This is a genomic window from Pantoea sp. WMus005 (assembly GCF_013415305.1).
Lineage (GTDB): Bacteria > Pseudomonadota > Gammaproteobacteria > Enterobacterales > Enterobacteriaceae > Pantoea > Pantoea rara.
On record NZ_JACBXU010000001.1, the window covers coordinates 1,864,174 to 1,890,117 of the forward strand.

Genomic DNA, 25,944 nt, shown 5'->3' on the forward strand with positions numbered 1-25,944 from the left:
CCGCTTAACGCCGCGACAGGCACTGCTGATAACGGCTGTCAACGCGCTGTGCAAACCACGCCGTGGTGAGGTTACGGGTAATTTTCGGGCTTTCCAGCTTGATGCCCGGCAGCATTTCACGCGGTAATTTGCGACCCGCCATTTTATCCGCCAGGGTAAAGACCTGTTTCCAGAGTTCGCTGTCGCTGAACGACGCTTTCTCCCCTTTCTCCAGATCGCGGCGAATATCGCTGTTGCTCATGTCGATCTGCTTCGACAGCGTGCGCACCGCCAGCTCGGTGCCACCCGCCGCATCCGATCCATAAAGAATCAGATCGCCATCCAGCGCCAGCTTCATACCGGTGGCGCGCGACACTGCCGCCTGGAACGCCGCATTGCGACTGGCATACCAGCCCGCATTGTAATCGGCAAAGCGATACAGCGGCTGGCTGTAGTCAGCCGGGTAGCCCAGCAGATGCATCGTTCCGAAGTAGATCCCGCCGTGACGGGTAAATACCTCGCGGCGGATTGTGCCATCGACCGGCCACGGATAGCCTTTGGCGTGCGATTCGGCAAACGCAATGCTGACCTGCATCGGCCCGCCGGTGTGGATCGGGTTGAGATTACCAAACAGTGTCTGGCCCATCGGCACCATGTCGATCAGGTCATCGAAAATAGCGCTGAGATCTTTTTCACTGCGCACTTTGTCCAGTCGTGCCGCGTAGCTTTCCCCTGTGGGGGATTTTATCTGCAGCGCGGTGCGCACCAGGAAGGCCGGGACGTGCACTTTTGCCGCACGGCGATCGATCTCACCCCAGGCGATTTTTGGCAGGCCTGGCACCGCAGCCTCGGCGCTGAAGTTGCTCTCCTGATCCGCCACGGCGATCACCGCGCAGAGGTTACTGGCGCTGGGATCAATCTGCTGCGTGCGGAAGGTGGTGTAGATATCGTCGCTCCACGCCGTTTTATTGCTGACGTGCGACGGCAGCAGCCGCTGAATCTGCGCTTTGACATCTTCAGGCTGCCGTACCGGCGCCTCTGGGGTTTTCTTGCTGCTACAGCCTGCCAGTACCAGTGCGGCGATCAGTGTCAGACGTTGCAGAATTGGGGTGGATGACATGCCTGTCCCTAAAATAAACCAAAACGCTACTCTATCATCGCCAGCGTTTCGCAGGCAGGAGAGAACTGGACTAAGGTTACCTTTTTTACCGTTAAAGGAATTTACGATGTTTAAACTCTGGCCTGTTGCGGCATTCAGCCTGTTATTAACCGGTTGTGGCGCCAATAATACACCTGCCCAGGTGCAGTCACCGGGCGCGCCCACCTCCTCCTCGCTTAAAGTGCTGGAGACCGGCGCCAGCGTGATGCAGTCACGTCCGCCCATCGATGCCATCAACACCTATCTTGACGGCTTCCATTTTTATAATGGTGATAAAAACGGACAGATGGAGGCACACCACTATGTCACCGTGCTGAATGACGATGTGATGCAGGCGGTGATTTACGACGGCAATACCCGCGACGCGCGGCTGATGGGCGTGGAGTACATTATCAGCGAACGGCTGTTTAAGACCCTGCCGCCCGAAGAGAAGAAGCTGTGGCACAGCCATCAGTATGAGGTGAAATCGGGCACGCTGATTGCGCCAGGCTTACCGGAAGCCGCCGACCATGCGCTGATGAATCGCATTGTGAACACCTACGGAAAAACCTGGCACACCTGGCACACCGATCGCGACAAAACGCTGCCAATTGGGATTCCGGCCTTGATGATGGGCTTTACACAGGATGGTCAGATGGATTCGCGACTGCTGGCGGACCGCGATCGCCGCTTTGACGTCGATAGCAAAAAGATCCGTGCCGAACGGGCGGATATCGTGGCGCATCCGGCAGCACCGGGTGCCAACGCGTGGGAAAAGGGCCAGGTTATTCAGCTTAAGCGCACCACAGGCGGCGGTGAGCACAGCCACGGTCAGACTGGATTTGGTCCGGCTGAGCAGCTCAGGCAGCCTTAAGCGACGTGATGCGCGCGTTTGCAGGTAATCGCGTGTAGACGTTCAGAGGAGACTCAGCGGGCAGAAACTCTCCGCCCGCTGAGTTGAAAACGCCGTCTTAGTCCCAGCGCTGAGCAGCCTGGTGGTCGCTGTCGCGGGCATCCACCCAGCGATGGCCCTGCTCTGTCGCTTCGCGCTTCCAGAACGGCGCGCGGGTTTTCAGGTAATCCATGATGAATTCGGCGGCAGAAAAGGCGCTGCCGCGATGGGCGCTGGTGACGCCCACCAGCACGATTTCATCGCCGGGAAACAGCTCACCGACGCGGTGAATCACCGTGACGCGCTGCAGCGGCCAGCGTTCACGCGCCGCATCAATAATCTCCTGTAGCGCTTTCTCGGTCATGCCGGGATAGTGCTCCAGCGTCAGCGCCGCCACGTTATCACCGAGATTGTGGTTGCGGACTTTGCCGGTAAAGGTCACTACCGCACCATCTTCATCACAGGCCGCCAGCCAGCGATACGCTTCCGCCATATCAAACGGCGCGGGGCCGACGCGAATCTGCGTGTCCATCTCAGCCTCCGGTCACGGGCGGGAAAAAGGCGACTTCATCACCCGCACACAGCGGATGCGTCATCGGCACCAGCGTCTGATTTACCGCCGCCAGCAACTTGCCTGACTCCAGCGCCAGCGCCCAGCGATCGTCGCGTTCGGCCAGCGCACTGCGCAGCGCGGCCACATCCGGATAATCAGCACTGACCTCAAGCGATGCGGTGCCGATCAGCTCACGCACCTGGGCAAAAAACAGCACCTTAATCATGCGCAACCGCCTGGAAATCGCCGCTTTTACCGCCGCTCTTGCTGATTAAACGCAGCTGATCGATGACAATATCTTTCTGTACCGCTTTGCACATATCGTAGATGGTGAGGGCGGCAACCGAGGCGGCCGTCAGCGCTTCCATCTCAACACCGGTTTTCCCGGTCAGACGGCAGAGCGTGGTAATACGAACCCGGTTATGGTCCGGTTCCGCTTCCAGGTTCACTTCCACTTTACTCAGCATCAACGGATGACAGAGCGGAATCAGCTCCCAGGTACGTTTTGCCGCCTGGATCCCGGCGATGCGCGCAGTGGCAAAGACATCGCCTTTGTGATGGCTGCCTTCCATAATCATCTGCAGCGTTTCTGGCTGCATCAGCACCAGCACTTCTGCCCGCGCTTCGCGCACGGTTTCAGCCTTGGCGGAGACATCCACCATGTGCGCTTCGCCCGCGGCGTTAATGTGTGTGAGTTGAGACATACTTATCGTTTCTTCAAATGTGAGACAAAATTACAGGGCGCGGTGCGTGCATCAAGCTGGTCAGCGATAATACGTTCCCAGGCGGTACGGCAGGCGCTTGTCGACCCCGGCACGGCCAGGATCAGCGTGCCATTGGCCAGACCGGCAACGGCACGCGACTGTAATGTTGAACCGCCAATCTCTTCATAGGAGACCATCCGGAACAGCTCGCCAAAGCCGTCAATCTCGCGATCGAACAGCGGCAGCAGGGCTTCCGGCGTGCTGTTTTTCAGGTTAAAGCCGGTGCCGCCATTAATGATGACCACCTGTACATCTTCACTGGCGATCCAGCGCGACACGGTGGCACGGATACGGTAGAGATTATCCGGCACGATAGCGTGATCAACCACTTCATGGCCCGCTTCCGCTGCCGCCTCGCGCAAATAGTCGCCGGAGGTATCGTTGCTGGCATCACGACGATCTGACACCGTCATCACCGCCATCTGCAATGCCTGAAATTCGCTGGCTGGTTTACCCATACTTCCTCCTGAAATTAGCCGCCAATGTAAGAGAGATTCTGTGTGATGCCGGTGTTGCCCTGATGCAGGAAGTGTGTCTGCTTTTTCTGCCCCAGGCTGCTGGCAATGCGAGCCTGCAGTTCAGCCTGCTGCTCATCTGACGCCAGCAGATCACGCAGTGGCACACCGCCGTCACCAAACAGGCACAGGTGCAGATTACCGTGCGCTGAGACGCGCAGACGGTTGCAACTGGCACAGAAATCTTTGGCGTAAGGCATGATCAGGCCAATCTCGCCGACATAATCGGGATGGTAAAAGACCTGCGCCGGACCGTCGCTGCGTCCGCTTTCGCGGCGCTGCCAGCCCTGAGCGATCAGTTGATCGCGGATCACCATGCCGGAAACGTGCTGATCGCGGAACAGCGTGCCGCCATCGCCGGTCTCCATCAGTTCGATAAAGCGCAGCTGAATCGGACGGGTACGGATCCAGTCGAGGAAGGTGGCCAGATTACGGCTGTTGAGATCGCGCATCAGTACGCTATTGACTTTGACCTGACGAAAACCGGCGTCGAGCGCGGCATCAATGCCGCTCATCACCTGATGGAATTTATCCTGACCAGTGATAGCGTGAAACTGTCGGGCATCCAGGCTATCGACGCTGACGTTAAGTGCGGTTAAACCCGCATCGCGCCATTGCTTTACGTCACGCGCCAGCCGATAGCCGTTGGTAGTGACGGCGATCTGGCGGATCGAGGCGTTTTCACGCACCGCCGCAATGATGTCGGTGAAATCACGGCGCAGCGACGGCTCACCGCCAGTCAGCCGTACTTTTTCGGTACCGGCAGCGGCGAAGGCCCGCGTGACACGGCGGATTTCATCCAGTGAGAGAAAGCTTTTGTTACGAATTCCCTGCGGCTTGTAGCCGTCGGGCAAACAATAGGTACAACGGAAATTGCAGACATCCGTGACCGACAGGCGCAGGTAATAGAACTTACGCGCGTATGCATCAGTAAATTGTGACACCAGAACACCTTTCCAGATTGGGAGATGCAGTCATTTCTTCCTGCACCCTGGCAGCTCAATGGCTACGGCCTGACCCCCCTATCCGCAGACTTAGGCACTCAGGCTTGAGTGTACGCTGACCCGTTGGTCAGCGCGGTAAACATGATGGTAGCGTGTATTTCGTCACTCTTCCATTTGCTCTTTTCGCTATATATTCTTATACATACCGAACTTTCGCCGCATTTTCGCGACAGGATACGTTAAAATACAATCCAGATTTTGACGTAAGTCATCCGCGCGGGCTTAGCGATTAGAGCCACGCCACGCGAACGGGTATTAAGGAGAAGTATGAATCGCACACTGGCCGATCTTGATCGCGTTGTGGCACTGGGAGGCGGGCACGGTCTGGGGCGCGTCATGTCTGCGCTTTCCCCGCTTGGCTCGCGTCTCACCGGTATCGTCACCACCACCGACAACGGCGGATCAACCGGCCGTATTCGTCGCTCCGAAGGCGGCATCGCCTGGGGCGACATGCGTAACTGCCTTAATCAACTGATTGCGGAACCCAGCGTTGCCTCCGCGATGTTCGAGTATCGCTTTGCCGGTAACGGTGAACTGGCCGGACATAACCTCGGTAACCTGATGCTGCGGGCACTGGATCATCTTAGCGTCCGCCCGCTGGAAGCGATCAACATTATCCGTAACCTTCTGAAAGTGGATGCCTTTTTAATTCCGATGTCAGAGCAGCCGGTGGATCTGGTGGCGATGGATGCCGAGGGCAACATGGTTTACGGCGAAACCGCGATTGATGAGATGAAACAGCCGCCGCAGGAGCTGATGCTGCACCCCAACGTGCAGCCCACGCGGGAAGCACTGCAGGCGATTGGTGAAGCGGATCTGATTCTGATTGGGCCAGGCAGCTTTTATACCAGCCTGATGCCGATTCTGCTGATGGAAGAGATGGCGCAGGCACTGCGTCGCACGCCCGCCACCATGGTCTTTATCGGCAATCTGGGCCGCGAACTCAGCCCCGCCGCCGCCAGTCTCTCGGTCGCTGACAAGCTTCACATGATGGAGCGTTACATCGGCAAGCGTGTCGTCGATGCGCTGGTCGTCAGTCCGGCCGTGGATACACGGGGGATTGAAAACCGGCTCATTGTCCGTGAACCGCTGGAAGCCGCCGACATCAAATATCGTCACGACCGCCAGCTGTTAAGGGTAGCGCTGGAACACGCCATTCAGGGCTTTAACGGCGCTACGAGGCCGCAATAAACAGCGTACGTAGCTCATGCAGCTGATCGCGTACATTGGCCGCCTGTTCGAACTCCAGGTTCTGCGCATGCTGCTGCATCTGCCCTTCCAGTTCGTGGATCTTTTTCTGCAGAGCCTGCGGCGTTAAAAGCTGGAAATCGGCCAGCGCCTGGGCTTCGCCAGGACGGGCCGGTTTCGCTTTGCCGCGGGTTTTCACCACGTTTTTGCCCAGTTCCAGAATATCGGTGATCTTCTTATTCAGGCCCTGCGGCACAATGCCATTCTGTTCGTTGTGCAGCTGCTGCTTCTCGCGGCGGCGTTCGGTCTCTTCAATGGCGCGCGCCATCGACGGCGTGATTTTATCGCCATAGAGAATCGCCTTACCGTTGATGTTACGCGCCGCACGACCGATGGTCTGAATCAGCGATCGTTCGGAACGCAGGAAGCCCTCTTTATCCGCATCCAGAATCGCCACCAGCGATACTTCCGGCATATCCAGTCCCTCACGCAGTAAGTTAATGCCCACCAGCACATCAAACTCACCCAGACGTAAGTCGCGGATAATCTCCATACGCTCTACCGTGTCGATGTCGGAGTGCAGATAACGCACCTTCTCGCCATGCTCAACCAGATACTCGGTGAGATCTTCCGCCATGCGTTTGGTCAGCACCGTCACCAGCACACGCTCATTGATCGCCACGCGCTGACGGATTTCCGACAGCAGATCGTCGACCTGGGTGCCGACCGGACGCACTTCGATGATCGGATCCAGCAGGCCGGTAGGTCGCACCACCTGATCGACCACTTCGTCGCCCGATTTTTCCAGCTCATATTTGCCCGGCGTTGCCGAGACATAGATGGTCTGTGGTGCCAGCGCCTCAAACTCTTCAAACTTCATCGGACGGTTATCCAGCGCCGACGGCAGGCGGAAACCATACTCCACCAGCGTCTCTTTACGCGCACGGTCGCCTTTGTACATACCGCCAATCTGCGGAATGGTGACGTGTGACTCATCCACCACCAGCAGGCCATCGGCGGGCAAATAGTCAAACAGCGTCGGCGGCGCTTCGCCCGGTCCGCGTGCGGAGAGGTAACGTGAGTAGTTCTCGATGCCGGAGCAGTAGCCCAGCTCACTCATCATCTCCAGATCAAACTGGGTACGCTGCGTAATACGCTGCTCTTCCAGCAGCTTATTGTTCTCCAGTAGCACCCGGCGACGGTCCGCCAGCTCCACTTTGATATCTTCCATCGCCTGCAGAATGCGCTCACGCGGCGTCACGTAGTGCGTCTTGGGGTAGATGGTAAAGCGCGGCACCACCGAATCGATCTGGCCGGTCAGCGGGTCAAAGAGTGAGAGACGTTCAACCTCCTGGTCAAACAACTCGACGCGCAGCGCAATATCGTCCGACTCTGCCGGGAAGATATCGATCACTTCACCACGCACGCGGAAGGTGCCGCGCTGGAACGCCTGGTCGTTACGGGTGTATTGCAGTTCTGAGAGGCGGCGCAGAATGCTGCGCTGATCGATAATCATGCCACGTGTCAGATGCAGCATCATTTTCAGATAGAGATCGGGATCGCCCAGACCGTAGATTGCCGAAACCGACGCCACCACGATAACGTCGCGTCGCTCCAGCAGTGCTTTGGTGGCCGACAGACGCATCTGCTCGATATGTTCGTTCACCGACGCATCCTTTTCGATAAAGGTGTCGGAGCTCGGCACATAGGCTTCAGGCTGATAATAGTCGTAGTAAGAGACGAAAAACTCGACGGCATTATCCGGGAAGAACTCTTTCATCTCGCCGTAGAGCTGAGCGGCCAGGGTCTTGTTCGGTGCCAGCACCATCGTCGGGCGGTTGAGGTCGGCAATGACGTTGGCGACGGTGAATGTTTTACCGGATCCGGTTACGCCTAATAAGGTTTGATGGGCCAGTCCATCCTCCAGCCCCTCTTCCAGGCGACGAATCGCCTCAGGCTGGTCGCCCGAAGGTTTAAAGGCGGAATTCAGTTTAAAAGCTTTGGTCATGAATGCAGTTCCTGCTGGAGAAGTCGGCGGGCAGGCACTTATTTTACTCTGCTATGGTGATTTTGCCAGAAAATAATACTGGATATAAAAACAGTATTAATGCACTCTTATAGCCAGCATTGTGAGACTTCCGACACAGGCGATGTGACAGCGATAGCGAAAAATGCGTTGCGCAATGTTATCCCCAGACCGGGATCTGATTTAACATTTGTCAATAGAGCGTCACAAAATTACAGTTCGGTTACCTGGCAGATAATTCGCAGGCTTGTTTTTTAATAAACAATTGATTTTATTGAGTTAAGCCTATAAGGCCAGATTCTCGTCATTATGTTACCAGGCCGCGTATTTCCTCGCTTCCAACTGGTTTTCATTACCTAATGCACAAGGTTATCCACAGGAATGGTGGATAAGTGATGGCAGCCCCGCCGCCATCAGCTGTGTATAATTTTTCCCTGCCCCTCCCTCACCGTGAAAATAATTTTTTTTGCGTTAAATTTCGCGTCAGCTGCTCACGGATTATTCTGCATTTTTAATCTGTCACCTCATGCAGCACGCAAATTCCAGCCATTCCACTAACATTCTTAATCAGACTTATTGCCTCTTAACAGCACGTCTGCACCAGAAACAGTGCCCTGAGGCACTGCAAAAGTGCAGCGGTGTGACCACCCTGAGGAATTGATAAGTTTTTCTCACCTTTTATTCCATAAACCCCGCATTCTGGCAGGCATCAGGACCGTTTTTAAATCTGGCCTGGGAATTGCAGGACTTACTGGCGTCACCGCGCTTTACGCGCACTGTGCTGCAATGGCGAGGCTGCTATTGTTGATGACTTGTTTGCCAGACGACAGAGAGCGGAAGCAATCAGGCTAATGATCGGGAAGGAGAGTGTCAGATGCTGAGTCTACGTTCGGTAAATCAATTTTATGGTCAGAACCATATTCTGTGGGATGTGGACCTGGATCTGTCGCCTGGTACCTGCACCGGCGTTCTGGGCCGCCATGGCATGGGTAAAACCACGCTGGTGAACTGCATCATGGGCAGACTGCCCATTAACAGCGGCTCCATATCCTGGAAAGAGAATGGCTCTCCGCCGGAAGATCTGCTGCTGCAACCCGCTGAACAGCGGGCGCAGATGGGGATTGGCTATGTGCCGCAAGGCCGCCATATTTTTACCCAGATGAGCGTGGAAGATAACCTGCTGATTGCCCTGCTGGCAGGTGCCAGCCAGCGCGATCGCCATCGCGCCATTCCCGAAATGGTGTTCGATCTGTTCCCGGCACTCTATTCACTGCGCCAGCAGCGCAGCGGCGATCTGCCAATCGATCAGCAGCAACAGCTGGCCCTGGCGCGCGCACTGGTACTGCAACCCAAACTGCTGATCCTGGATGAACCGACTGATGGAATGTCGCCGTGGCTGGAAGAGGAGATGGGCAACCTGATCCGCCGCCTCAATCTTGACTACGGGCTGACCATCCTGCTGCTGGAGCAGCGACTGTCGCTGATCCGTCGCGTGGCGGATTATTTCCTGCTGCTGCACCGCGGCCGCAATGTGGCGCAGGGCAGTATGGAACAGCTCGACGACCATACTGTGGATAAGTGGCTGACGGTAGCCTGAGGCTCACGCCGGGAGCGTCAGGTAGTGACCACAGGACGCCTGCTGCGCCGCATCGGTAAGATACGGAATCGTGCCCAGGCAGGGCACAGGCAGTCGGTTTTTCAGGCTGGTGAGATACTCCGGATAGCGTTTTCCAGGCGGTTCGACGGTGTTGGCGATCCACCCCACCAGCGGCAGGCCACGCGCCCGCACCGCCTCTGCGGTGAGCATCGCGTGGTTGATGCAGCCGAGCTTAATCCCCACCACCAGAATGACGGGCAGCTTTTCGCTGACCACCCAGTCCGCATAAGTGTGTGTCTCTGACAGCGGGGTGTACCAGCCGCCCGCGCCCTCAACCAGAATCCAGTCCGCCAGGGGTTCCAGCGCCGCCAGCCCCGCCGACAGCGCCAGATGCGTAATGGGCCGGCCCTCTTCGGCGCTGACGATGTGCGGCGAGGTCGGTTCCATAAACGCCAGCGGATTGACCTGCTGATAGGCTAACGGCACGCTGCTGAATCGCTGCAGCGCCAGCGCATCGCTGTTGCGAATCCCGTCTGGTGTCATCTCACATCCTGACGCAACCGGCTTATAGCCCGCACAGCGAAAGCCTGCTGCGGCTGCCGCCTGCAACAATGCGCCACTGGCGACAGTTTTACCGACCTCAGTGTCAGTGCCGGTAATAAAAAACCGTTTCATGAAAGGGTAACTCCATAAATTAAATGGTAACTCAGGCGATAGCCGTGCCGATCGCGCGGCCAGTGCGCCTCTAACTGGTTAAGCCGCTGGCGGGTGACTATCTGCCCGTCGCGGCCCTGATGCAGATGGGTCGCACCAATCCCCTTCAGGGATCGCATGGCGCTGAGCGCATCAGGAAAATGCAGGGTCACCACCTCTGAGCTGCAACACAGTTGCTCTGCCTGACAGGCCGCCGCAATCTGCGGCTCGCTGAGAAAGCGATTGGCATGCGGTAATGCATCCAGATGGGACCAGGCCTCATGAACCTCCTGTAGCGAACCGTCGCCCAGCGTGGAAAACAGCAGCGTGCCATCGGGCCGCAGCACCCGCCGGAACTGGCGCAGCGCGCCGGGCAGATCCTCACTCCACTGCACCGCCAGGTTGCTCCATACCAGGTCGATGCTGTTATCTGCCAGCGGCAACGCGTCGATGTCGCCCGCCAGATAGTGCTGCGCCGCGTCGTTATCCCGCGCCTGTTGCAACATCTGCGGCGAGAGATCCAGTGCCGTCACCTGTTTGCCACGTTCGCGCCACAGCCTGCTATACCAGCCGGTGCCACACCCGGCATCCAGCAGTTGCAACCCGCTGTGAACCGGTGCGCGAGCCAGCAGCGCATCGCCGCTGAGACGTTGCAGCGCCGCATGGGTGTCGTAATGGCTGGCCGCCCGGCCAAAGGCGCGCGCAACCGCCTGCTTATCAACCCGCAGCGTCATGCAGCGCCTCCAGCAACCTGTCAATGTCCTCAGCGCGATGTGCCGCCGTCAGGGTAATGCGTAGCCGTGCCGTTCCCGGCGGCACGGTCGGTGGCCGGATCGCGCTGACCCAGCAGCCCGCCTCTGCCAGCTGGGTTGAGAGCGCCATCGCATCGCTATTTTCGCCCACCAGCAGCGGCTGGATCGCGCTGGTGGAGTTCATCAGTTGCCAGGGCAGCGACGCCGCGCCCCGCCGGAAATGCTGGATGTTCTGCTGCAGTTGCTGGCGCAGTGCATCGCCCTGCTGAATCACCTGCAGCGCCGCCTGCAGCGCGACAGCCTGCGCGGCGGGCATCGCGGTGGAGTAGATCAGATGCCGGCTGAACTGCAGGAAATAGTCGGCGGTGTCCGCATCGCACAGCAGCGCGGCACCGCTGACGCCAAACGCTTTCCCAAAGGTGACCACCAGCAGTTCCGGTTTAACGCCCTGCAGCCAGCAGCTGCCGCGCCCCTGCTCACCCACCACGCCGATGCCGTGCGCATCATCCACCAGCAGCCAGCCCTGCGCCTGCTGTGTCTGTTGTGCCAGTGCGGCCAGCGGCGCACTGTCGCCATCCATGCTGAAAATGCCCTCGGTCACCACCAGTGTCTCCCCCTCGCAGGGTGAGTCGAGTCTCGCCGCCAGGCTCTCCGGATCGTTGTGACTGAAACGGCGCAGCTGCGCCGGGCTGTGGCTGGCGGCATCGAGCAGCGAGGCATGGCTGAGTTTGTCGGCCAGGATGCGATCGTTTTTCTCGCCCAGCAGATGAATTACCGCCTGATTAGCCGCAAAGCCGGAGATAAAGAGCAGCGCACGGTCATAGCCGAGCCAGTCGGCCAGCTGCGCTTCAAGATCGGCGTGCTGACGGTGATAACCGGTGACATGCCCTGAAGCGCCCGCCCCCGCGCCCGCCAGCGCCGCGCCCTGCTGCCAGCCCGCAATCACCGCAGGATGGCGGGTTAAGCCGAGATAATCATTGCTGGAGAAGTGGAGATAGCGGCGGCCGCCGCTCTGCAGCGTGCGGGTGGATTGCTGATCGATGATCCGACGCTGCCGCCAGCCATCGACCGCACGACGCTGCGCCAGCCCCTGCTGAAGTCGTTGCTGCCAGCTCATTACAGCGCCGCGTTGTAGAACTGTTCAGTGTCGGCATGGAACAGCTGCTCGCTGAGTTGTTCTTCCTGCTGCTGATCGCCGTGTTGGGTGTGGGTATGCTCCGGGTTCAGCCCCAGTTTGCGGAACAGCACGCGATCGTTATCCTCTTCCGGATTCGGCGTGGTCAGCAGTTTGCAGCCGTAGAAAATCGAGTTCGCTCCGGCCATAAAGCACATTGCCTGGGTCTGCTCGCTCATCTGTTCGCGGCCCGCAGAGAGACGTACATGCGAGGTCGGCATCATGATGCGCGCCACCGCGATGGTACGGATAAAATCGAACGGTTCGACATCATCGTTATCCGCCAGCGGCGTCCCTTTAACCTTCACCAGCATGTTGATCGGCACACTCTCCGGCGGCGTCGGCAGGTTCGCTAACTGCACCAGTAATCCGGCGCGGTCGTTCACGGTTTCGCCCAGACCAACGATGCCTCCCGAACAGACTTTGATCCCGGCGTCACGCACTTTGCCCAGCGTATCCAGACGTTCCTGATAGCTGCGGGTAGTAATAATGGAGCCGTAGAATTCCGGTGAGGTGTCGAGATTATGGTTGTAGTAATCGAGGCCCGCGCCCGCCAGTCGCTGTGCCTGTTGATCGCTGAGGGTGCCGAGCGTCATGCAGGTTTCCATCCCCATCGCCTTCACGCCTTCGACCATCTTTTCCAGGTATGGCATATCGCGCTCGTGCGGATTTTTCCACGCGGCTCCCATGCAGAAACGGGTTGAACCGGCGGCTTTGGCCTGACGCGCGGAGGTCAGCACCTCCTCCACTTCCATCAGACGTTCCGACTCCAGGCCGGTCTTGTAGCGCGCGCTCTGCGGGCAATATTTGCAATCTTCCGGACAGGCGCCGGTTTTAATCGACAGCAGGGTACTGACCTGCACCTGGCGCGGGTCGAAGTGCTGACGATGCACCTGTTGCGCCTGAAACATCAGTTCGAGAAAAGGGTGATCAAACAGCGCTTGCGCCTGTGCAATTGTCCAGCGTTGAGCCATTACTTACTCCAGAAAAGGGTGTCATCCCGACAGAAAGCAGGGGTATACTTGTAAACTATATTTTTTTATTTTGGTTTACAACTCCGATGACTACCCCTGTTTTTTCCTCAGATGATGCCCGTTTTGACCGCCAGCATATCTGGCATCCCTACACCTCCATGCAGGACCCGCTGCCCTGTTACCCGGTGGTGGCCGCGCAGGGTTTTCAGTTGCAGATGGCCGATGGCAGTGAGCTGGTGGATGGGATGTCATCGTGGTGGGCGGCGATCCACGGCTATAACCATCCGCGCCTGAACCGGGCGCTGACGGAACAGGTGACGCAGATGTCGCACGTCATGTTTGGCGGGATTACCCATCCCGCGGCGGTGGCGCTCTGCCGTCAGTTAGTGGCAATGACACCCGACGCGCTGGAGTGCGTTTTCCTGGCCGATTCCGGCTCGGTGGCGGTGGAAGTATCGATGAAGATGGCGCTGCAGTACTGGCTGGGACGGGGTGAAACGCGCCAGCAGTTCCTGACGCTGAAGCGCGGCTATCACGGCGACACCTTTGCGGCGATGTCGGTGTGCGATCCTGAAAACTCGATGCACAGCCTGTGGCGCGGCTATCTTCCGGAGCACCACTTTGCGGCAGCCCCGGCCTGCGGCTTTGAAGATGAATGGGACGAGCGTGATTTCGATGATTTCGCCCGGCGGATCGAAAAACATCACCGGCAACTGGCGGCGGTAATTCTGGAGCCAATTGTGCAGGGTGCGGGCGGGATGCGTTTCTATCATCCGCGCTATCTGCAGCAGGTGCGGGAAGCCTGCGACCGTTATGGCGTGCTGCTGATTGTGGATGAGATCGCCACCGGCTTTGGCCGCACCGGCAGACTCTTTGCCTGTGAACACGCGGGGATTACCCCGGATATACTTTGCGTCGGCAAAGCGCTGACTGGCGGCATGATGACACTGGCGGCGACTCTGACCACCCGCGACGTTGCCGACACCATCAGCCGCAGCGCGGCGGGCTGTTTTATGCATGGCCCGACTTTTATGGGCAATCCGCTGGCCTGCGCGGTCGCGGCAGAAAGCCTGACCATGCTGACGGAAGGTCACTGGCAGCAGCAGGTGGCCGCAATTGAACAGCAACTGCGGGCTGAGTTGCTGCCGCTGCGCAGTTCACCGCAGGTGGCCGATGTGCGCGTGCTGGGCGCGATTGGCGTGGTGGAAACCCATCAGGCGGTCAACATGGCGGCACTGCAGCACTTCTTTGTTGAACAGGGCGTCTGGATCCGGCCATTTGGTCGTCTGATCTACCTGATGCCACCCTATATCATCACGCCACAGGCGCTGAGTCAGCTGGTGCAGGCGATAGGCGGAGCGCTGGAACATTCACAACATTTTGTCGCCTGAAGCGGGCTGACTGCTGGCACTGATGGCGCTTTTGGTTATGATGAAAGGCTATTCATCGACAAGTGAGGAGATGTGATGCGCGTTTTTAGTCAGGATTTTAATGACGGCGACAGGATGCCTGAAAAGCATGTTTTCAACGGCATGGGTTATCAGGGCGAGAATATCTCTCCCCATCTTGCCTGGGAAGCGGCGCCGGAAGGCACCAAAAGTTTCGTGGTGACCTGCTACGATCCTGATGCGCCGACCGGTTCAGGCTGGTGGCACTGGGTGGTAGCGAATCTTCCGGCCAGCACCACGTCACTGCCGCAGGGTGCCGGTTCCGGCAAAGCCTCACTGCCAGCTGGCGCAATTCAGACCCGTACCGATTTCGGTCAGGCGGGCTACGGTGGCGCGGCTCCGCCGCAGGGCGAAACCCATCGCTACATTTTCACCGTGCATGCACTGGATGTGGAGACGATTGAGGTGGATGAAGGCGCCAGTGGCGCAATGGTCGGCTTTAATGTGCATTTCCACGCACTGGCGAGCGCCTCGCTGACCGTGAATTATCAGTAATTCAGTACGCCTCTCCCGCCCGGGAGAGGCATTTTTTGTAGTGCGTTACGCCTGAAGCGGGTGAATCACGACCCACATCGGGCCTTGCCCTACTGCATAACGTCCTGACGGCTGTAACAGCCCTTTCGGTTCGGTAATCGAATAGACTTCGATGTGATGCGATTTCTGTCCCGCCGCCACCAGATAGCGTCCGCTGTGATCGATATTAAACCCGCGCGGCTGCGTTTCGGTCGGCTGGAACCCTTCCAGAGTCAGCTCATCGCCCAGTTCGCTGACGCTGAACACCGCCAGAGTGCTGCTGGTGCGATCGCAGGCGTAAAGGAATCGGCCATCCGGCGTCAGGTGAATATCAGCTGCCCAGCGCGTACCGGTGAAGTCAGGTGGCATCATATCCAGCGTCTGCACGCTTTCTGCTTCGCCTTCGCCCGTATTTAATGCCCAGACCTCAACCGTGCTGTCGAGCTCGTTCACACAGTAAGCAAACTGGCCGCCCGGATGGAACTGCATATGGCGTGGGCCTGCACCTTCTACTGTCGTGACCTGCGCCTGTTTACGCGGCGTCAGCTGACCGTCGGCACCCAGCGCGAACAGACAGATACGATCCTGCTTCAGTGCTGGCACATAGAGGGTCCTGTTGTCCGTATCGATATTGGCCGAATGGCAGCCATCCAGCCCCTTGATGACCTGCAGCGGGGCCTGCGGAATGCCATCATCGCCAATCGGGCTAACGCTCACGCAGGCATCATTGTAGGAGCCGCAGAACAGAAACCGGCCCTCGCGATCGGTGGAAATGTGGGTCGGGCTGCCAGGCAACGGTGCCTGACCGGCTTCGGTCAGCGTGCCATCAGCGGCAATCTTAAAGGCCAGCACGCGAAAATTGGGACGCACGCCGACATAGAGAAAATCGCGTTTCGGACTCACCACCATCGGCTGAACCTGGCCGGCGACATCCGTCACCTGAAGCAACGTCAGCGCACCCTCATCATTCATCTGCCAGACGTGAATCTGTTGGCTCTCGGGACTGGCGGTGTAGACAACCTGTTTCATGCATTCTCCTTTTTTGCTGCCTTGTCATGATCTTTGAATCACTGTAGCGCGTTTTAGTGCCCTACGCTGGAATCATTTGTGCCCTGTTTTTTGTCTCCGGACCTTAGTCAGGTGTAGACTTCAGGCCCTGTAGACCCGGAAAAACGTGAGGATTAATGAGCTACCGTGTAATTGCCCTCGACCTCGACGGCACACTGCTGACCCCAGCCAAAACGATTCTGCCGCAGTCAATCGACGTGTTAAACCAGGCCCGCCAGGCGGGCGTTCATGTTGCTATCGTGACCGGACGGCATCACTGCGCTATCCACCCTTTTTATCAGGCGTTACAACTGGATACCCCCGCAATCTGCTGTAATGGCACCTACCTGTATGATTACCCGGCGAAAAAGGTGCTGGCGTCTGATCCGCTGGATCCCCAACTGGCGTTACAGGTGATTGAAAGGCTGGAGCAGCAGCAGATTCATGGGTTGCTCTACGTGGATGATGCGATGCTCTATCAGACGCCGACGGGTCACGTAATGCGCACCCTGAAGTGGGCCGAATCGCTGCCTGCTCATCAGCGTCCGGTGTTCCGCCAGGTGCCCGATTTAGCTCAGGCTGCGCGTGACGCCGGTTCGATCTGGAAGTTTGCCCTGTCGCACGATAATCACGAAGAGCTGCAGCAGTTTGCTACTCGTGCCGAAGCGGAGCTGGGTCTGGCCTGCGAATGGTCATGGCACGATCAGGTGGATATCGCCAAAGGTGGCAACAGCAAAGGCAAGCGGCTGGCGCAGTGGGTTGAATCACTGGGACTGAATATGTCCGATGTGATTGCTTTCGGGGATAACTACAACGATCTCAGCATGCTGGAAACGGCCGGACTGGGTGTGGCGATGGGCAATGCTGACGACGCGATCAAAGCGCGGGCGAAAAGGGTAATCGGCACCAATCTTGAAACGGGTATTGCCGATACCCTCCGTCAGTACGTGTTGTAATCAGGGCGTTACTGAGACGCTTTTGATCTGGGCATAGAGCCACTGATCTGGCCGGATGCCCAGCTCATCACGCGCCCATGGCGTGATGCGCGCCCAGAGCTCGCTGATACCGATGCGCAGCTTCACCTCCACCTGATCGCCGACCTCCAGCAGTTCTACCACCTGCGCCGGTAAAATGTTGCGGATAGAGCTGTGCTGCGGGGGTTGCAGCGCCAGCGAGACATCAGAAGAGGCGATGCGAATACGCAGCGCAGTTTTAATAGGCTGATTCACCCGGCTGACCCAGATGTGCTGGTCGCCCAGCGAGAGCGCGGTCATCGGATAATCGGGATGCTGCTCCAGCACCAGTACCCGCAGCACACTGGTCAGTTCGCTCACCGGCAGCCAGGGACGCATCGCGTTGCTGCTCCAGACCCGCTCCAGCGGACCAAAGGCCTTGACCTTGCCCTCATCCAGCACCAGCACGTTATCCGCCAGATGCAGGATCTCATCGAGACTGTGCGAAACGTAGAGCATCGGAATGTCGACCTGCTTCGTCAGCTTTTGCAGATAGGGCATCAGTTCACGTTTGCGTGGCAGATCCAGCGACGCCAGCGGCTCGTCCAGCAGAAGCATATCCGGTGCGGTCAGCAGCGCACGGCCAATCGCGACCCGCTGCTTTTCTCCACCCGACAGCGATAGCGGAAAGCGCGGCAGCAGCGCCTCCAGACCCAGCAGCGACACCAGGCTGTCGAACTGCGCTTTCATCGACGGAGCCATGCCATATTGAAGATTGCCACGGACCCGATAGTGCGGGAACAGTCGCGCATCCTGAAACACATAACCGATGCGCCGTTTTTCGGGCGGCAGCGCAATCTTCTGCTCCGCATCAAACAGCAGACGATCGTTAAGCTGGATCCGTCCCCGCTGCGGCTGGGTCAGCCCGCTGATCGCGTTAATCAGGGAAGTCTTACCGGCGCCGGAAACACCAAAAATGGCGGTGATCCCTTTGGCCGGGATCTGCAGGTCGATCGCAAGCTGGTGATCCCCCTGCTGCTGCATAAAGTTGAGTGATAGCATCAGCTTCCCATCCGCTTACGGCCTGCGCGAGCCAGCCATTCCGACGCCAGCAGTGACGCCAGCGCCAGCACGATAGCGATAACGCAAAGGCGCGCCGCCGCGCCTTCCGCGCCGGGGGTTTCGATCAGGGTAAACATCGCCAGCGGAAGCGTACGCGTCTCGCCGGGAATATTAGAAACGAAGGTGATGGTGGCACCGAATTCGCCCAACGAACGGGCAAACGCCAAAACCGTGCCGACGATCACGCCCGGCAGCGTCAGCGGCAGCGTGATGGTGAAAAAGACCCGCCAGCGTCCGGCACCCAGCGTGCGCGCTGCCTGCTCCAGCCGGCTATCCACCGCCTCCAGCGCCAGCCGGATGGCGCGCACCATCAACGGAAAGGCGATCACGGCAGACGCCAGTGCCGCGCCGCGCCAGCTGAAAGCAAAGCTAAAACCAAACCAGTCAAAAAGCTTTTCGCCAATGATGCCGCGCCGGCCCAGGCTAATCAGCAGCAGATAACCCACCACCACCGGCGGCAGCACCAGCGGCAGGTGAATCAGGCTGTCGAGCAGCGCTTTGCCGGGAAAACGGCAGCGCACCAGAATCCAGGCCATCAGGATGCCAAATGGCAGACTGCCCAGCACGGCTATGCCAGAGACTTTAAGGCTAAGCAGTACCGCCTGCCATTCAGGATCGCTGAGTATCATTTCGTCGGTGTGAATCCGTAGTTTTTGAAGATAGCCGCGGCCTGCGGTCCTTTCAGATAATCATAAAACGCTTTAACAGCAGCATTGTCGTGATCGTTCACGATCGCCATGGGATATTCCACCGGTTTATGGCTGTTTGCCGGAAAACGGCCCACTACCTGTACTTTGTCACTGGCGACGGCGTCCGACCCATAGACAATGCCATAAGGCGTTTCGTTACGCTCGACCAGCGCCAGCGCCGCCCGTACATTATTGGCTGGCGCCAGCGACGGTTCAACACCTTCCCAGGCACCCAGCTTTTGCAGCGCCTCTTTGGCGTAGATACCGGCCGGAACATGGTCCGGATCGCCGACCGCCAGACGTTCACCGTGCAGCAGGGTTTTCCAGTCGGTCTGCGCGTCCAGCGTCACCGCTTTGGCTGCAGCACTGCGTGGCGCAATCAATACCAGGTCGTTGCCCAGCAGAGTGTAGCGAGTGCGTGTGATCACGCTTTTTTTCGCCACAGCATCATCCATCCATTGCTGATCGGCAGAGATAAACAGGTCGGCAGGGGCACCCTGCTCAAGCTGGCGCGCCAGCGTTGACGAGGAGGCGAATGAAGAGACCACCGTCACCCCCTTCTCTTTTTTATAGTGGCTGGCAATCTCCTGCATCGCGTTGGTCAGTGAAGCCGCGGCAAACACAGTTATATTGTCGGCGGCCACAGCCTGCCCGGCCAGCGAAACGGTGATCAGCCCCGCTACGCCCCAGCGAGTGTAATTCAATGACATGATGTTCTCCGGCTATGCGTTGTGTAGCGAATAATATAACGCAATGTCAGTGAGGTTCAGTAAATTATCGGCAGGAGGGACAAAAGGTTAAATTCGGGGAGGGTAAAACGACCACGCCCGCACGGATGGCAGGCGTGGCAGCTATTAATTGTGCGAACGAGCTGAGGATTTTTCGCGATGACCAATTTTAGAAATGACGTTAAACACTTCACCCAGGCCATAAATCATACCCAGCATCAGCGCCATCACGACAGGCACCATCAGGACGGCGAAGGCGAGGCTTTTCAGTAATTCCAGCATGGAGAGTCTCACTCTGCTAACAAAAAAGTGATTGTAACGGGTCAGGAAAATTTTGCGCAGCCCTTTTCGTGCTTTTACTTTGGTCACATAACGCCGCTATCATCGGCCTTCGCCTTAACCCTTTGCCGGAGCTGTCATGGAAGCCGAACTGTCCCTTCACATCCGTTTACAACAGAAACTGTTTGCCGATCCCCGCCGTATTGAACTGCTGAAACGCGTGCAGCAGACCGGGTCGATCAGTCAGGGGGCGAAACTGGCCGGCATCAGCTACAAAAGTGCCTGGGATGCGATTAATGAGATGAACCAGATGGCGGATGAAACGCTGGTGGCACGGGCCACGGGCGGTAAAGGCGGCGGTGGCGCAACGCTGACCCGGTACGGTGAGCGTCTGATACAGCTGTTTCAGCTGATGGAGCAGATCCAGCAAAAAGCCTTTGATGCCCTGCAGCAGGATACGCTGCCGCTCGACAGTCTGCTGGCGGCCATCGCCCGCTTCTCTCTGCAGACCAGCGCCCGCAATCAACTGTTTGGCACCGTGGTCAGTAACGATGCGCAGCAGGTGGTGCAGCATCTGATGATACAGCTGGCTGATGGCGTCACGCAGCTCAATGTGGCGCTAACGCAGCGCAGCGCCGATCGTCTGCAGCTGGCGGCGGGTAAAGAGGTACTGGTGCTGATCAAAGCGCCGTGGATCCGCATCAGTCGTGACGCCGCTGAGGAAGACAACCAGCTGGCGGTCACGGTCAGTGCCATCGAACCCGGCGAGCAGATGAGCGAAGTGCTGATGCAGCTCGCCAGTGGCGAAACGCTGTGCGCCACTCTGAGCAACGATCAGCTGCAGCAGCTGAAGCCGGGCGACGACGTCATCGCCAGTTTTAAGGCGGAAAATGCCATCGTCGCTACCCTGCTCTAGCGGTTGATTTGACTTCATTACGGGCAATGGTTACAACTCAGTGACACGATGCACAAAATGGAACAGATCATGGCTTCATTGCAGATTTTGCAAGGCATGTTTCGTCTTAGCGATACCCGGATACTGAACCTGAATCAGGTGGAACTGCAGCGCGGCGCAAGCTGGGCTTTTGTTGGTGCCAACGGCAGTGGTAAATCCTCACTGGCGCGCGCGCTCTCCGGTGAACTTCCGCCGCTGGCGGGTTCCGTCAGCAGCGATTTCAGACGGCCGGTCCGGCTGTCGCTGGAGCAGTTACAGACATTGGTGGCGCAGGAATGGCAGCGCAACAACACCGATATGCTCAGCGAAGGCGAAGAAGATACCGGGCTGACGGTGGCAGAGGTGATTCAGGCGGAGGTGGAGCAGCCCGATCGCTGCAAACAGCTTGCCCGGCAGTTTGGCATCGAACCGCTGTTGTCTCGCCGCTTCAAATATCTTTCCACCGGCGAAACCCGCAAAACCCTGCTCTGTCAGGCGCTGATGAACGAGCCCGATCTGCTGATTCTGGATGAGCCGTTTGACGGACTGGATGTGGCGTCACGCGCCAGCCTGACCGACACGCTGCGCAGCCTGCAGCATCCAGCGTTTACTCTGGTGCTGGTGCTCAATCGCTTTGACGACATTCCCGATTTCATTCAGCAGGTTGGCGTGCTGGCAGAGTGCACACTCACCCACAGCGGGCTACGCCAGGCTATTTTAACAGAAGCGCTGGTAGCGCAGCTGGCACACAGTGAACAGCTGACAGGGATGGCGTTACCGGAGGCAGATGCGCCAGATCAGTTGCCCTCACTGGCGGATGATGCCCCGCGCGTTATTCTGCGCAACGGCAGCGTCTCGTACAACGACCAGCCGGTGATTCAGGGACTGAACTGGCAGGTCAACGCCGGTGAGCACTGGCAGATTATCGGACCAAACGGCGCCGGGAAATCGACCCTGTTAAGCCTCGTGACCGGCGATCATCCGCAGGGCTATAGCAATGATTTAACCCTGTTTGGCCGCCGTCGCGGCAGTGGCGAAACCATCTGGGATATTAAACAGCATATTGGCTATGTCAGCAGCAGCCTGCATCTCGATTACCGCGTCAGCACCAATGTGCGGACGGTGATTCTGTCGGGCTTCTTTGACTCCATCGGGCTGTATCAGGCGGCGTCTGATCGGCAGAAAGGGCTGGCGCAGCAGTGGCTGACGCTGCTGGGGATGGATAACCGGCTGGGCGATGCGCCTTTTCACTCGCTCTCATGGGGACAACAGCGGCTGGTGCTGATTGCCCGCGCGCTGGTTAAGCATCCGACGCTGCTGATTCTGGATGAGCCCCTGCAGGGACTGGACCCGATTAACCGCCAGCTGGTGCGGCGCTTTGTGGATGTGCTGATTGGCGAGGGACGGACTCAGTTGCTCTTTGTTTCACATCATGCTGAAGATGCGCCCGCCTGTATTACCCATCGCCTGAGTTTTGTTGCCGATAATGGCGGCTACGTTTTTCAGCAGGAAACGCTGCGCTAAAGCCTTTACGTCACGTCCTTCAACGCCGCTAGCGCGGCGTTTTAAAGCACTTTGGTGTAAGCGCTACCATTCCTCACCGCCTTTGACTCCGCATTACCGCACACAATGCCATGAAATAAGAATATTCAGCTTGTGTAAACGATACCATTTATCCAGACTTGATCACGCTTTCGGGCGCGCTGTTGTGCTACTTTTTACCGATGCCTCTTTGGCTTTTGACGCTTACCAGGATCTCACATGGAAAAATTCAACCCGGTCGATCACCCGCATCGCCGTTACAATCCACTGATTGATCAATGGATTTTAGTTTCACCTCATCGGGCCAAACGTCCGTGGCAAGGCGCGCAGGAAACTCCGGCGGTGAATACTTTACCGGCGCATGATCCGGACTGTTTCCTGTGTGCCGGAAACACCCGTATCACCGGCGACAAAAACCCGGATTATGCTGGCACGTATGTTTTTACCAATGACTTTGCCGCACTGATGACTGACACACCTGACGCGCCCGAGAGCGACGATATCCTGATGCGCTGTGAAAGCGCACGCGGCACCAGTCGGGTCATCTGCTTCTCGCCCGATCACAGCAAAACCCTGCCGGAGATGTCACTGAGCGCGCTGGAGGAAGTGGTACGCACCTGGCAGACGCAGACCGCCGATCTGGGTCAGCACTATCCGTGGGTGCAGGTATTTGAGAACAAAGGTGCGGCGATGGGCTGCTCCAACCCACATCCGCACGGTCAGATCTGGGCCAACAGCTTCCTGCCGAATGAAGCGCAGCGCGAAGATGACCATCAGCGCGACTATTTCGCTAAACATGGCTCGCCGATGCTGGTCGATTATCTGGCCCGCGAGCTTCAGGATGGCAGCCGTACCGTGGTGGAAACCGAACACTGGCTGGCCGTAGTGCCGTGGTGGGCCGCCTGGCCGTTTGAAACCCTGCTGCTGCCGAAAACACACGTTAAACAGCTGACGGACCTCAATGAGGCGCAGCGTACCGATCTGGCAAAAGCGATTAAGCTGCTGACCAGCCGCTATGACAACCTGTTCCAGTGCTCCTTCCCCTACTCGATGGGCTGGCACGGCGCGCCGTTTAACGGCGAAGCCAACGACCACTGGCAACTGCATGCTCACTTCTATCCACCGCTGCTGCGTTCAGCAACGGTGCGTAAATTTATGGTTGGCTATGAAATGCTGGCCGAAACCCAACGCGATTTAACGGCGGAACAGGCGGCGGAACGTCTGCGTTCTGTCAGCGACGTCCACTTCCGTGAGGCACAACAATGAGCTTAAAAACCATCACGCAGCAGCTTTTCTCTGACACTTTCGGTTACGCTGCTACGCATACCATTCAGGCCCCAGGCCGCGTTAACCTGATTGGCGAGCACACAGACTATAACGACGGTTTCGTGTTGCCGTGCGCCATCGATTATCAGACGGTCATCGCCTGTGCCCGTCGGGACGATCGCCAGATCCGCGTGGTTGCTGCCGATTATGAGAATGCGCAGGACACCTTCTCACTGGATGAGGAGATCGTCAGCGTGAAGGAACCGATGTGGGCCAACTATGTGCGCGGCGTGGTAAAACATCTGCAGAAACGTCATGCCGATTTCGGCGGCATCGACATGGTGATCAGCGGCAACGTGCCACAGGGCGCGGGCCTCAGTTCATCTGCCTCGCTGGAAGTCGCGGTTGGCACGGTGGTGCAGCAACTCTATAACCTGCCGCTGGATGGCGCAGCTATCGCCGTTAATGGCCAGGAAGCGGAGAACCAGTTTGTGGGCTGTAACTGCGGCATCATGGACCAGTTGATCTCCGCTCTGGGCCAGAAAGATCACGCCATGCTGCTCGACTGCCGTACACTGGGCACCCGTCCGGTGTCGATGCCGGAAGATATCGCCGTGGTGATCATCAACTCCAACTTCCGTCGTACGCTGGTCGGCAGCGAATACAACACCCGCCGTGAGCAGTGTGAAGCGGGCGCACGTTTCTTCAATAAGAAGGCACTGCGTGACGTTGAGCTGAATGAGTTTGAAGCGGCGCAGGCGCAGCTCGACCCACAGGCGGCCAAACGCGTGCGTCACGTGCTGACCGAGAATGCCCGCACTCTGGAAGCCGCCGATGCGCTGACTCAGGGCGACCTGACCCGTATGGGCCAGCTGATGGCCGAATCTCACGCCTCTATGCGTGACGATTTCGAAATCACCGTGCCGCCGATCGACACCCTGGTTGAGATCGTGAAAGCGCAGATTGGTGAGCGCGGCGGCGTCCGTATGACCGGCGGCGGCTTTGGTGGCTGCATCGTGGCACTGATGCCACTGGACCTCGTCGATCAGGTTAAAGCTGCCGTCGCGGAGCAGTATGAAGCCGCGACCGGTATTAAAGAGACCTTCTACGTCTGTAAAGCTTCTGAAGGAGCTGGCCAATGCTGAATGACGTTAACTCCCATGCGCCCGACGGTCAGCCGTGGCGCATAACGGTGCTGCGCAATGCCAATGGCATGCTGGCAACCTTTATGGACTGGGGCGCGACCTGGCTTTCCGCCCGCGTGCCAATGCAGGATGGAACGGTGCGTGAAGCGCTGCTCGGTTGCGCCACGCCTTCTGACTACCTGCATCAGGATGCCTATCTGGGTGCCACGGTGGGCCGTTACGCCAACCGTATCGCCGGGGCAAAACTCAATAAACTGAACCGCCAGCTGGTACCCAACCAGGGTGCACATCAGCTGCATGGCGGGCCGGAAGGCTTTGATAAACGTCGCTGGCAGATCGTCAGTCAGTCCGACAGCGAAGTGCACTACCGCATCGATTCGCCGGATGGCGACCAGGGCTATCCGGGCAATCTGATTGCCGACCTGCGCTATCAGCTGGATGACCAGAACTGCCTGAGCATCAGCTATGAAGCGCGCTGCGATCAGCCCTGCCCGGTCAATCTGACCAACCATGCCTACTTTAACCTTGATGCGCATCATGGCGACGCACGCCAGCATCGCTTACAACTGCACGCCGACCATTATTTGCCGGTCGACAGCGAGGGCATTCCGAATGCGCCGCTGAAAGCGGTCACCGATACCAGCTTTGATTTCCGCAACGCCAAAGTTGTGGCGCAGGATTTTTTGGCAGATGACGACCAGCGCGCCGTGAAGGGCTATGACCATGCGTTTCTGCTTAACAGCGCTGGCGACGAGAGTCAGCCTGCGGCAGAACTCTGGTCGGAAGATGGCAAATTACAGCTCAGCGTGACCACGTCAGCCCCGGCGTTGCAGTTCTACTCCGGCAACTATCTGGCGGGCACTCGTGCCCGTGAGCAGGCGAGCTATACTGCATTTCAGGGCATTGCGCTGGAGAGTGAATTTTTACCGGATTCGCCTAATCATGCTGAGTGGCCTCAGCCTGATTGCTGGCTGCAGCCGGGAGATCGCTGGGAATCGGTGACGCGTTATCGCTTCACACCACGCTGAG

27 protein-coding genes and 1 riboswitch are annotated in these 25,944 nt (G+C 58.1%); of the genes, 11 read left to right on the forward strand and 16 right to left on the reverse strand.

Features of this window, described 5'->3' with window-relative positions; all coding sequences use genetic code 11:
- Positions 1 to 4 precede the first annotated feature (4 nt).
- Complete coding sequence (locus HZZ01_RS08450; protein WP_179896416.1) at positions 5 to 1,099, reverse strand: DUF1615 domain-containing protein; 1,095 nt, start codon at positions 1,097 to 1,099, stop codon at positions 5 to 7.
- 106 nt (positions 1,100 to 1,205) lie between these two features.
- On the opposite strand from HZZ01_RS08450, the gene HZZ01_RS08455 reads away from it, so the two are divergent.
- Complete coding sequence (locus HZZ01_RS08455) at positions 1,206 to 1,991, forward strand: OBAP family protein (RefSeq protein ID WP_179896417.1); 786 nt, start codon at positions 1,206 to 1,208, stop codon at positions 1,989 to 1,991.
- A 97-nt stretch (positions 1,992 to 2,088) separates the two neighbouring features.
- Here the strand turns inward: HZZ01_RS08455 and moaE are convergent, their stop codons facing one another.
- The 5 genes from moaE to moaA form a co-directional block, all read right to left on the reverse strand.
- The gene (gene moaE / locus HZZ01_RS08460; protein ID WP_179896419.1) at positions 2,089 to 2,541 is read right to left on the reverse strand and encodes a molybdopterin synthase catalytic subunit MoaE; all 453 of its coding nucleotides are present in this window, start codon (positions 2,539 to 2,541) and stop codon (positions 2,089 to 2,091) included.
- A 1-nt stretch (position 2,542) separates the two neighbouring features.
- Positions 2,543 to 2,788, reverse strand: coding sequence for a molybdopterin synthase sulfur carrier subunit (gene moaD, locus HZZ01_RS08465; RefSeq protein WP_179896421.1), 246 nt, complete (start codon positions 2,786 to 2,788; stop codon positions 2,543 to 2,545).
- Entirely contained in the window at positions 2,781 to 3,266 is a 486-nt protein-coding gene (moaC, locus tag HZZ01_RS08470; protein ID WP_008925053.1) for a cyclic pyranopterin monophosphate synthase MoaC, read from the reverse strand. Before moaC ends, moaD begins: the two co-directional genes overlap by 8 nt.
- A 2-nt stretch (positions 3,267 to 3,268) precedes the next feature.
- Positions 3,269 to 3,784: a molybdenum cofactor biosynthesis protein B gene (gene moaB, locus HZZ01_RS08475; RefSeq protein ID WP_008925052.1), complete on the reverse strand. Its 516-nt coding sequence runs from the start codon at positions 3,782 to 3,784 to the stop codon at positions 3,269 to 3,271.
- Positions 3,785 to 3,798: 14 nt separating this feature from the next.
- Positions 3,799 to 4,785 carry a GTP 3',8-cyclase MoaA gene (gene moaA, locus HZZ01_RS08480; RefSeq protein WP_003851849.1) on the reverse strand — a complete coding sequence of 329 codons (987 nt, stop codon included), beginning with the start codon at positions 4,783 to 4,785 and terminating at the stop codon, positions 3,799 to 3,801.
- A riboswitch (molybdenum cofactor riboswitch) is annotated at positions 4,775 to 4,908 on the reverse strand. Its footprint overlaps the gene before it by 11 nt.
- Before the next feature lie 204 nt (positions 4,909 to 5,112).
- On the opposite strand from moaA, the gene yvcK reads away from it, so the two are divergent.
- Positions 5,113 to 6,036: a uridine diphosphate-N-acetylglucosamine-binding protein YvcK gene (yvcK, locus tag HZZ01_RS08485; protein WP_179896423.1), complete on the forward strand. Its 924-nt coding sequence runs from the start codon at positions 5,113 to 5,115 to the stop codon at positions 6,034 to 6,036.
- Here yvcK and uvrB read toward each other — a convergent pair.
- Positions 6,020 to 8,041: an excinuclease ABC subunit UvrB gene (gene uvrB, locus HZZ01_RS08490; RefSeq protein ID WP_179896425.1), complete on the reverse strand. Its 2,022-nt coding sequence runs from the start codon at positions 8,039 to 8,041 to the stop codon at positions 6,020 to 6,022. The two genes, yvcK and uvrB, sit on opposite strands and share 17 nt — an antisense overlap.
- Positions 8,042 to 8,933: 892 nt before the next feature.
- Here uvrB and HZZ01_RS08495 point away from each other — a divergent pair.
- The gene (locus tag HZZ01_RS08495; protein WP_179896426.1) at positions 8,934 to 9,656 is read left to right on the forward strand and encodes an ABC transporter ATP-binding protein; all 723 of its coding nucleotides are present in this window, start codon (positions 8,934 to 8,936) and stop codon (positions 9,654 to 9,656) included.
- A gap of 3 nt (positions 9,657 to 9,659) precedes the next feature.
- Here the strand turns inward: HZZ01_RS08495 and bioD are convergent, their stop codons facing one another.
- The 4 genes from bioD to bioB are packed head-to-tail and all read right to left on the reverse strand — an operon-like array spanning position 9,660 to position 13,249.
- A complete protein-coding gene (gene bioD, locus HZZ01_RS08500) occupies positions 9,660 to 10,331 on the reverse strand; it encodes a dethiobiotin synthase (RefSeq protein ID WP_179896428.1) in 672 nt (223 codons plus the stop codon).
- Positions 10,328 to 11,083 carry a malonyl-ACP O-methyltransferase BioC gene (bioC, locus tag HZZ01_RS08505; RefSeq protein ID WP_179896430.1) on the reverse strand — a complete coding sequence of 252 codons (756 nt, stop codon included), beginning with the start codon at positions 11,081 to 11,083 and terminating at the stop codon, positions 10,328 to 10,330. The genes bioD and bioC overlap by 4 nt, the downstream gene beginning before the upstream one ends.
- Entirely contained in the window at positions 11,067 to 12,218 is a 1,152-nt protein-coding gene (gene bioF / locus HZZ01_RS08510; RefSeq protein ID WP_179896432.1) for an 8-amino-7-oxononanoate synthase, read from the reverse strand. Before bioF ends, bioC begins: the two co-directional genes overlap by 17 nt.
- Entirely contained in the window at positions 12,218 to 13,249 is a 1,032-nt protein-coding gene (bioB, locus tag HZZ01_RS08515) for a biotin synthase BioB (RefSeq protein ID WP_179896433.1), read from the reverse strand. The genes bioF and bioB overlap by 1 nt, the downstream gene beginning before the upstream one ends.
- 86 nt (positions 13,250 to 13,335) lie before the next feature.
- Here bioB and bioA point away from each other — a divergent pair, with 86 nt between their 5' ends.
- Both bioA and HZZ01_RS08525 read left to right on the forward strand, forming a co-directional pair.
- A complete protein-coding gene (gene bioA / locus HZZ01_RS08520) occupies positions 13,336 to 14,640 on the forward strand; it encodes an adenosylmethionine--8-amino-7-oxononanoate transaminase (RefSeq protein ID WP_179896435.1) in 1,305 nt (434 codons plus the stop codon).
- Between the two features lie 75 nt (positions 14,641 to 14,715).
- The gene (locus HZZ01_RS08525) at positions 14,716 to 15,192 is read left to right on the forward strand and encodes a kinase inhibitor (protein WP_179896437.1); all 477 of its coding nucleotides are present in this window, start codon (positions 14,716 to 14,718) and stop codon (positions 15,190 to 15,192) included.
- 45 nt (positions 15,193 to 15,237) lie between these two features.
- Here HZZ01_RS08525 and pgl read toward each other — a convergent pair whose 3' ends face one another.
- On the reverse strand, positions 15,238 to 16,239 hold the full coding sequence (gene pgl / locus HZZ01_RS08530; RefSeq protein ID WP_179896439.1) for a 6-phosphogluconolactonase: 1,002 nt from the start codon (positions 16,237 to 16,239) through the stop codon (positions 15,238 to 15,240).
- A gap of 155 nt (positions 16,240 to 16,394) precedes the next feature.
- Here pgl and HZZ01_RS08535 point away from each other — a divergent pair, with 155 nt between their 5' ends.
- On the forward strand, positions 16,395 to 17,213 hold the full coding sequence (locus HZZ01_RS08535; RefSeq protein ID WP_179896441.1) for a pyridoxal phosphatase: 819 nt from the start codon (positions 16,395 to 16,397) through the stop codon (positions 17,211 to 17,213).
- Here HZZ01_RS08535 and modC read toward each other — a convergent pair whose 3' ends face one another.
- From modC to HZZ01_RS08555, 4 genes are all read right to left on the reverse strand, one after another.
- A complete protein-coding gene (modC, locus tag HZZ01_RS08540) occupies positions 17,214 to 18,272 on the reverse strand; it encodes a molybdenum ABC transporter ATP-binding protein ModC (protein ID WP_179896443.1) in 1,059 nt (352 codons plus the stop codon).
- Positions 18,272 to 18,961, reverse strand: coding sequence for a molybdate ABC transporter permease subunit (gene modB / locus HZZ01_RS08545; protein ID WP_179896444.1), 690 nt, complete (start codon positions 18,959 to 18,961; stop codon positions 18,272 to 18,274). The genes modC and modB overlap by 1 nt, the downstream gene beginning before the upstream one ends.
- Positions 18,958 to 19,731, reverse strand: coding sequence for a molybdate ABC transporter substrate-binding protein (gene modA, locus HZZ01_RS08550; RefSeq protein WP_179896446.1), 774 nt, complete (start codon positions 19,729 to 19,731; stop codon positions 18,958 to 18,960). The genes modB and modA overlap by 4 nt, the downstream gene beginning before the upstream one ends.
- 144 nt (positions 19,732 to 19,875) lie before the next feature.
- On the reverse strand, positions 19,876 to 20,031 hold the full coding sequence (locus tag HZZ01_RS08555) for an AcrZ family multidrug efflux pump-associated protein (protein ID WP_008925042.1): 156 nt from the start codon (positions 20,029 to 20,031) through the stop codon (positions 19,876 to 19,878).
- A 136-nt stretch (positions 20,032 to 20,167) separates the two neighbouring features.
- Here HZZ01_RS08555 and modE point away from each other — a divergent pair, with 136 nt between their 5' ends.
- From modE to galM, 5 genes are all read left to right on the forward strand, one after another.
- Positions 20,168 to 20,944: a molybdenum-dependent transcriptional regulator gene (modE, locus tag HZZ01_RS08560; RefSeq protein ID WP_179896448.1), complete on the forward strand. Its 777-nt coding sequence runs from the start codon at positions 20,168 to 20,170 to the stop codon at positions 20,942 to 20,944.
- A gap of 69 nt (positions 20,945 to 21,013) precedes the next feature.
- Positions 21,014 to 22,486, forward strand: coding sequence for a molybdate ABC transporter ATP-binding protein ModF (gene modF / locus HZZ01_RS08565; RefSeq protein ID WP_179896450.1), 1,473 nt, complete (start codon positions 21,014 to 21,016; stop codon positions 22,484 to 22,486).
- Positions 22,487 to 22,723: 237 nt separating this feature from the next.
- Positions 22,724 to 23,770 (forward strand): galactose-1-phosphate uridylyltransferase, encoded by a 1,047-nt coding sequence (galT, locus tag HZZ01_RS08570; protein ID WP_179896452.1) that lies wholly within the window; start codon positions 22,724 to 22,726, stop codon positions 23,768 to 23,770.
- On the forward strand, positions 23,767 to 24,915 hold the full coding sequence (gene galK, locus HZZ01_RS08575; RefSeq protein ID WP_179896454.1) for a galactokinase: 1,149 nt from the start codon (positions 23,767 to 23,769) through the stop codon (positions 24,913 to 24,915). Before galT ends, galK begins: the two co-directional genes overlap by 4 nt.
- Positions 24,909 to 25,943 carry a galactose-1-epimerase gene (gene galM, locus HZZ01_RS08580; protein WP_179896456.1) on the forward strand — a complete coding sequence of 345 codons (1,035 nt, stop codon included), beginning with the start codon at positions 24,909 to 24,911 and terminating at the stop codon, positions 25,941 to 25,943. Before galK ends, galM begins: the two co-directional genes overlap by 7 nt.
- Position 25,944: the final 1 nt, after the last annotated feature.

What these genes read in the sequence shown, in the direction of transcription:
- bioB (WP_179896433.1), bottom strand. Translation starts at nt 13,249, where the DNA reads ATGGCTCAACGCTGGACAATTGCACAGGCGCAAGCGCTGTTTGATCAC.
- modB (WP_179896444.1), bottom strand. Translation starts at nt 18,961, where the DNA reads ATGATACTCAGCGATCCTGAATGGCAGGCGGTACTGCTTAGCCTTAAA.
- bioA (WP_179896435.1), top strand. Translation starts at nt 13,336, where the DNA reads ATGACTACCCCTGTTTTTTCCTCAGATGATGCCCGTTTTGACCGCCAG.
- HZZ01_RS08455 (WP_179896417.1), top strand. Translation starts at nt 1,206, where the DNA reads ATGTTTAAACTCTGGCCTGTTGCGGCATTCAGCCTGTTATTAACCGGT.
- HZZ01_RS08525 (WP_179896437.1), top strand. Translation starts at nt 14,716, where the DNA reads ATGCGCGTTTTTAGTCAGGATTTTAATGACGGCGACAGGATGCCTGAA.
- yvcK (WP_179896423.1), top strand. Translation starts at nt 5,113, where the DNA reads ATGAATCGCACACTGGCCGATCTTGATCGCGTTGTGGCACTGGGAGGC.
- modA (WP_179896446.1), bottom strand. Translation starts at nt 19,731, where the DNA reads ATGTCATTGAATTACACTCGCTGGGGCGTAGCGGGGCTGATCACCGTT.
- HZZ01_RS08450 (WP_179896416.1), bottom strand. Translation starts at nt 1,099, where the DNA reads ATGTCATCCACCCCAATTCTGCAACGTCTGACACTGATCGCCGCACTG.
- HZZ01_RS08555 (WP_008925042.1), bottom strand. Translation starts at nt 20,031, where the DNA reads ATGCTGGAATTACTGAAAAGCCTCGCCTTCGCCGTCCTGATGGTGCCT.
- modC (WP_179896443.1), bottom strand. Translation starts at nt 18,272, where the DNA reads ATGCTATCACTCAACTTTATGCAGCAGCAGGGGGATCACCAGCTTGCG.
- galK (WP_179896454.1), top strand. Translation starts at nt 23,767, where the DNA reads ATGAGCTTAAAAACCATCACGCAGCAGCTTTTCTCTGACACTTTCGGT.
- galT (WP_179896452.1), top strand. Translation starts at nt 22,724, where the DNA reads ATGGAAAAATTCAACCCGGTCGATCACCCGCATCGCCGTTACAATCCA.
- moaE (WP_179896419.1), bottom strand. Translation starts at nt 2,541, where the DNA reads ATGGACACGCAGATTCGCGTCGGCCCCGCGCCGTTTGATATGGCGGAA.
- HZZ01_RS08535 (WP_179896441.1), top strand. Translation starts at nt 16,395, where the DNA reads ATGAGCTACCGTGTAATTGCCCTCGACCTCGACGGCACACTGCTGACC.
- bioD (WP_179896428.1), bottom strand. Translation starts at nt 10,331, where the DNA reads ATGAAACGGTTTTTTATTACCGGCACTGACACTGAGGTCGGTAAAACT.
- modE (WP_179896448.1), top strand. Translation starts at nt 20,168, where the DNA reads ATGGAAGCCGAACTGTCCCTTCACATCCGTTTACAACAGAAACTGTTT.
- pgl (WP_179896439.1), bottom strand. Translation starts at nt 16,239, where the DNA reads ATGAAACAGGTTGTCTACACCGCCAGTCCCGAGAGCCAACAGATTCAC.
- bioC (WP_179896430.1), bottom strand. Translation starts at nt 11,083, where the DNA reads ATGACGCTGCGGGTTGATAAGCAGGCGGTTGCGCGCGCCTTTGGCCGG.
- bioF (WP_179896432.1), bottom strand. Translation starts at nt 12,218, where the DNA reads ATGAGCTGGCAGCAACGACTTCAGCAGGGGCTGGCGCAGCGTCGTGCG.
- galM (WP_179896456.1), top strand. Translation starts at nt 24,909, where the DNA reads ATGCTGAATGACGTTAACTCCCATGCGCCCGACGGTCAGCCGTGGCGC.
- moaD (WP_179896421.1), bottom strand. Translation starts at nt 2,788, where the DNA reads ATGATTAAGGTGCTGTTTTTTGCCCAGGTGCGTGAGCTGATCGGCACC.
- uvrB (WP_179896425.1), bottom strand. Translation starts at nt 8,041, where the DNA reads ATGACCAAAGCTTTTAAACTGAATTCCGCCTTTAAACCTTCGGGCGAC.
- HZZ01_RS08495 (WP_179896426.1), top strand. Translation starts at nt 8,934, where the DNA reads ATGCTGAGTCTACGTTCGGTAAATCAATTTTATGGTCAGAACCATATT.
- moaC (WP_008925053.1), bottom strand. Translation starts at nt 3,266, where the DNA reads ATGTCTCAACTCACACACATTAACGCCGCGGGCGAAGCGCACATGGTG.
- moaB (WP_008925052.1), bottom strand. Translation starts at nt 3,784, where the DNA reads ATGGGTAAACCAGCCAGCGAATTTCAGGCATTGCAGATGGCGGTGATG.
- modF (WP_179896450.1), top strand. Translation starts at nt 21,014, where the DNA reads ATGGCTTCATTGCAGATTTTGCAAGGCATGTTTCGTCTTAGCGATACC.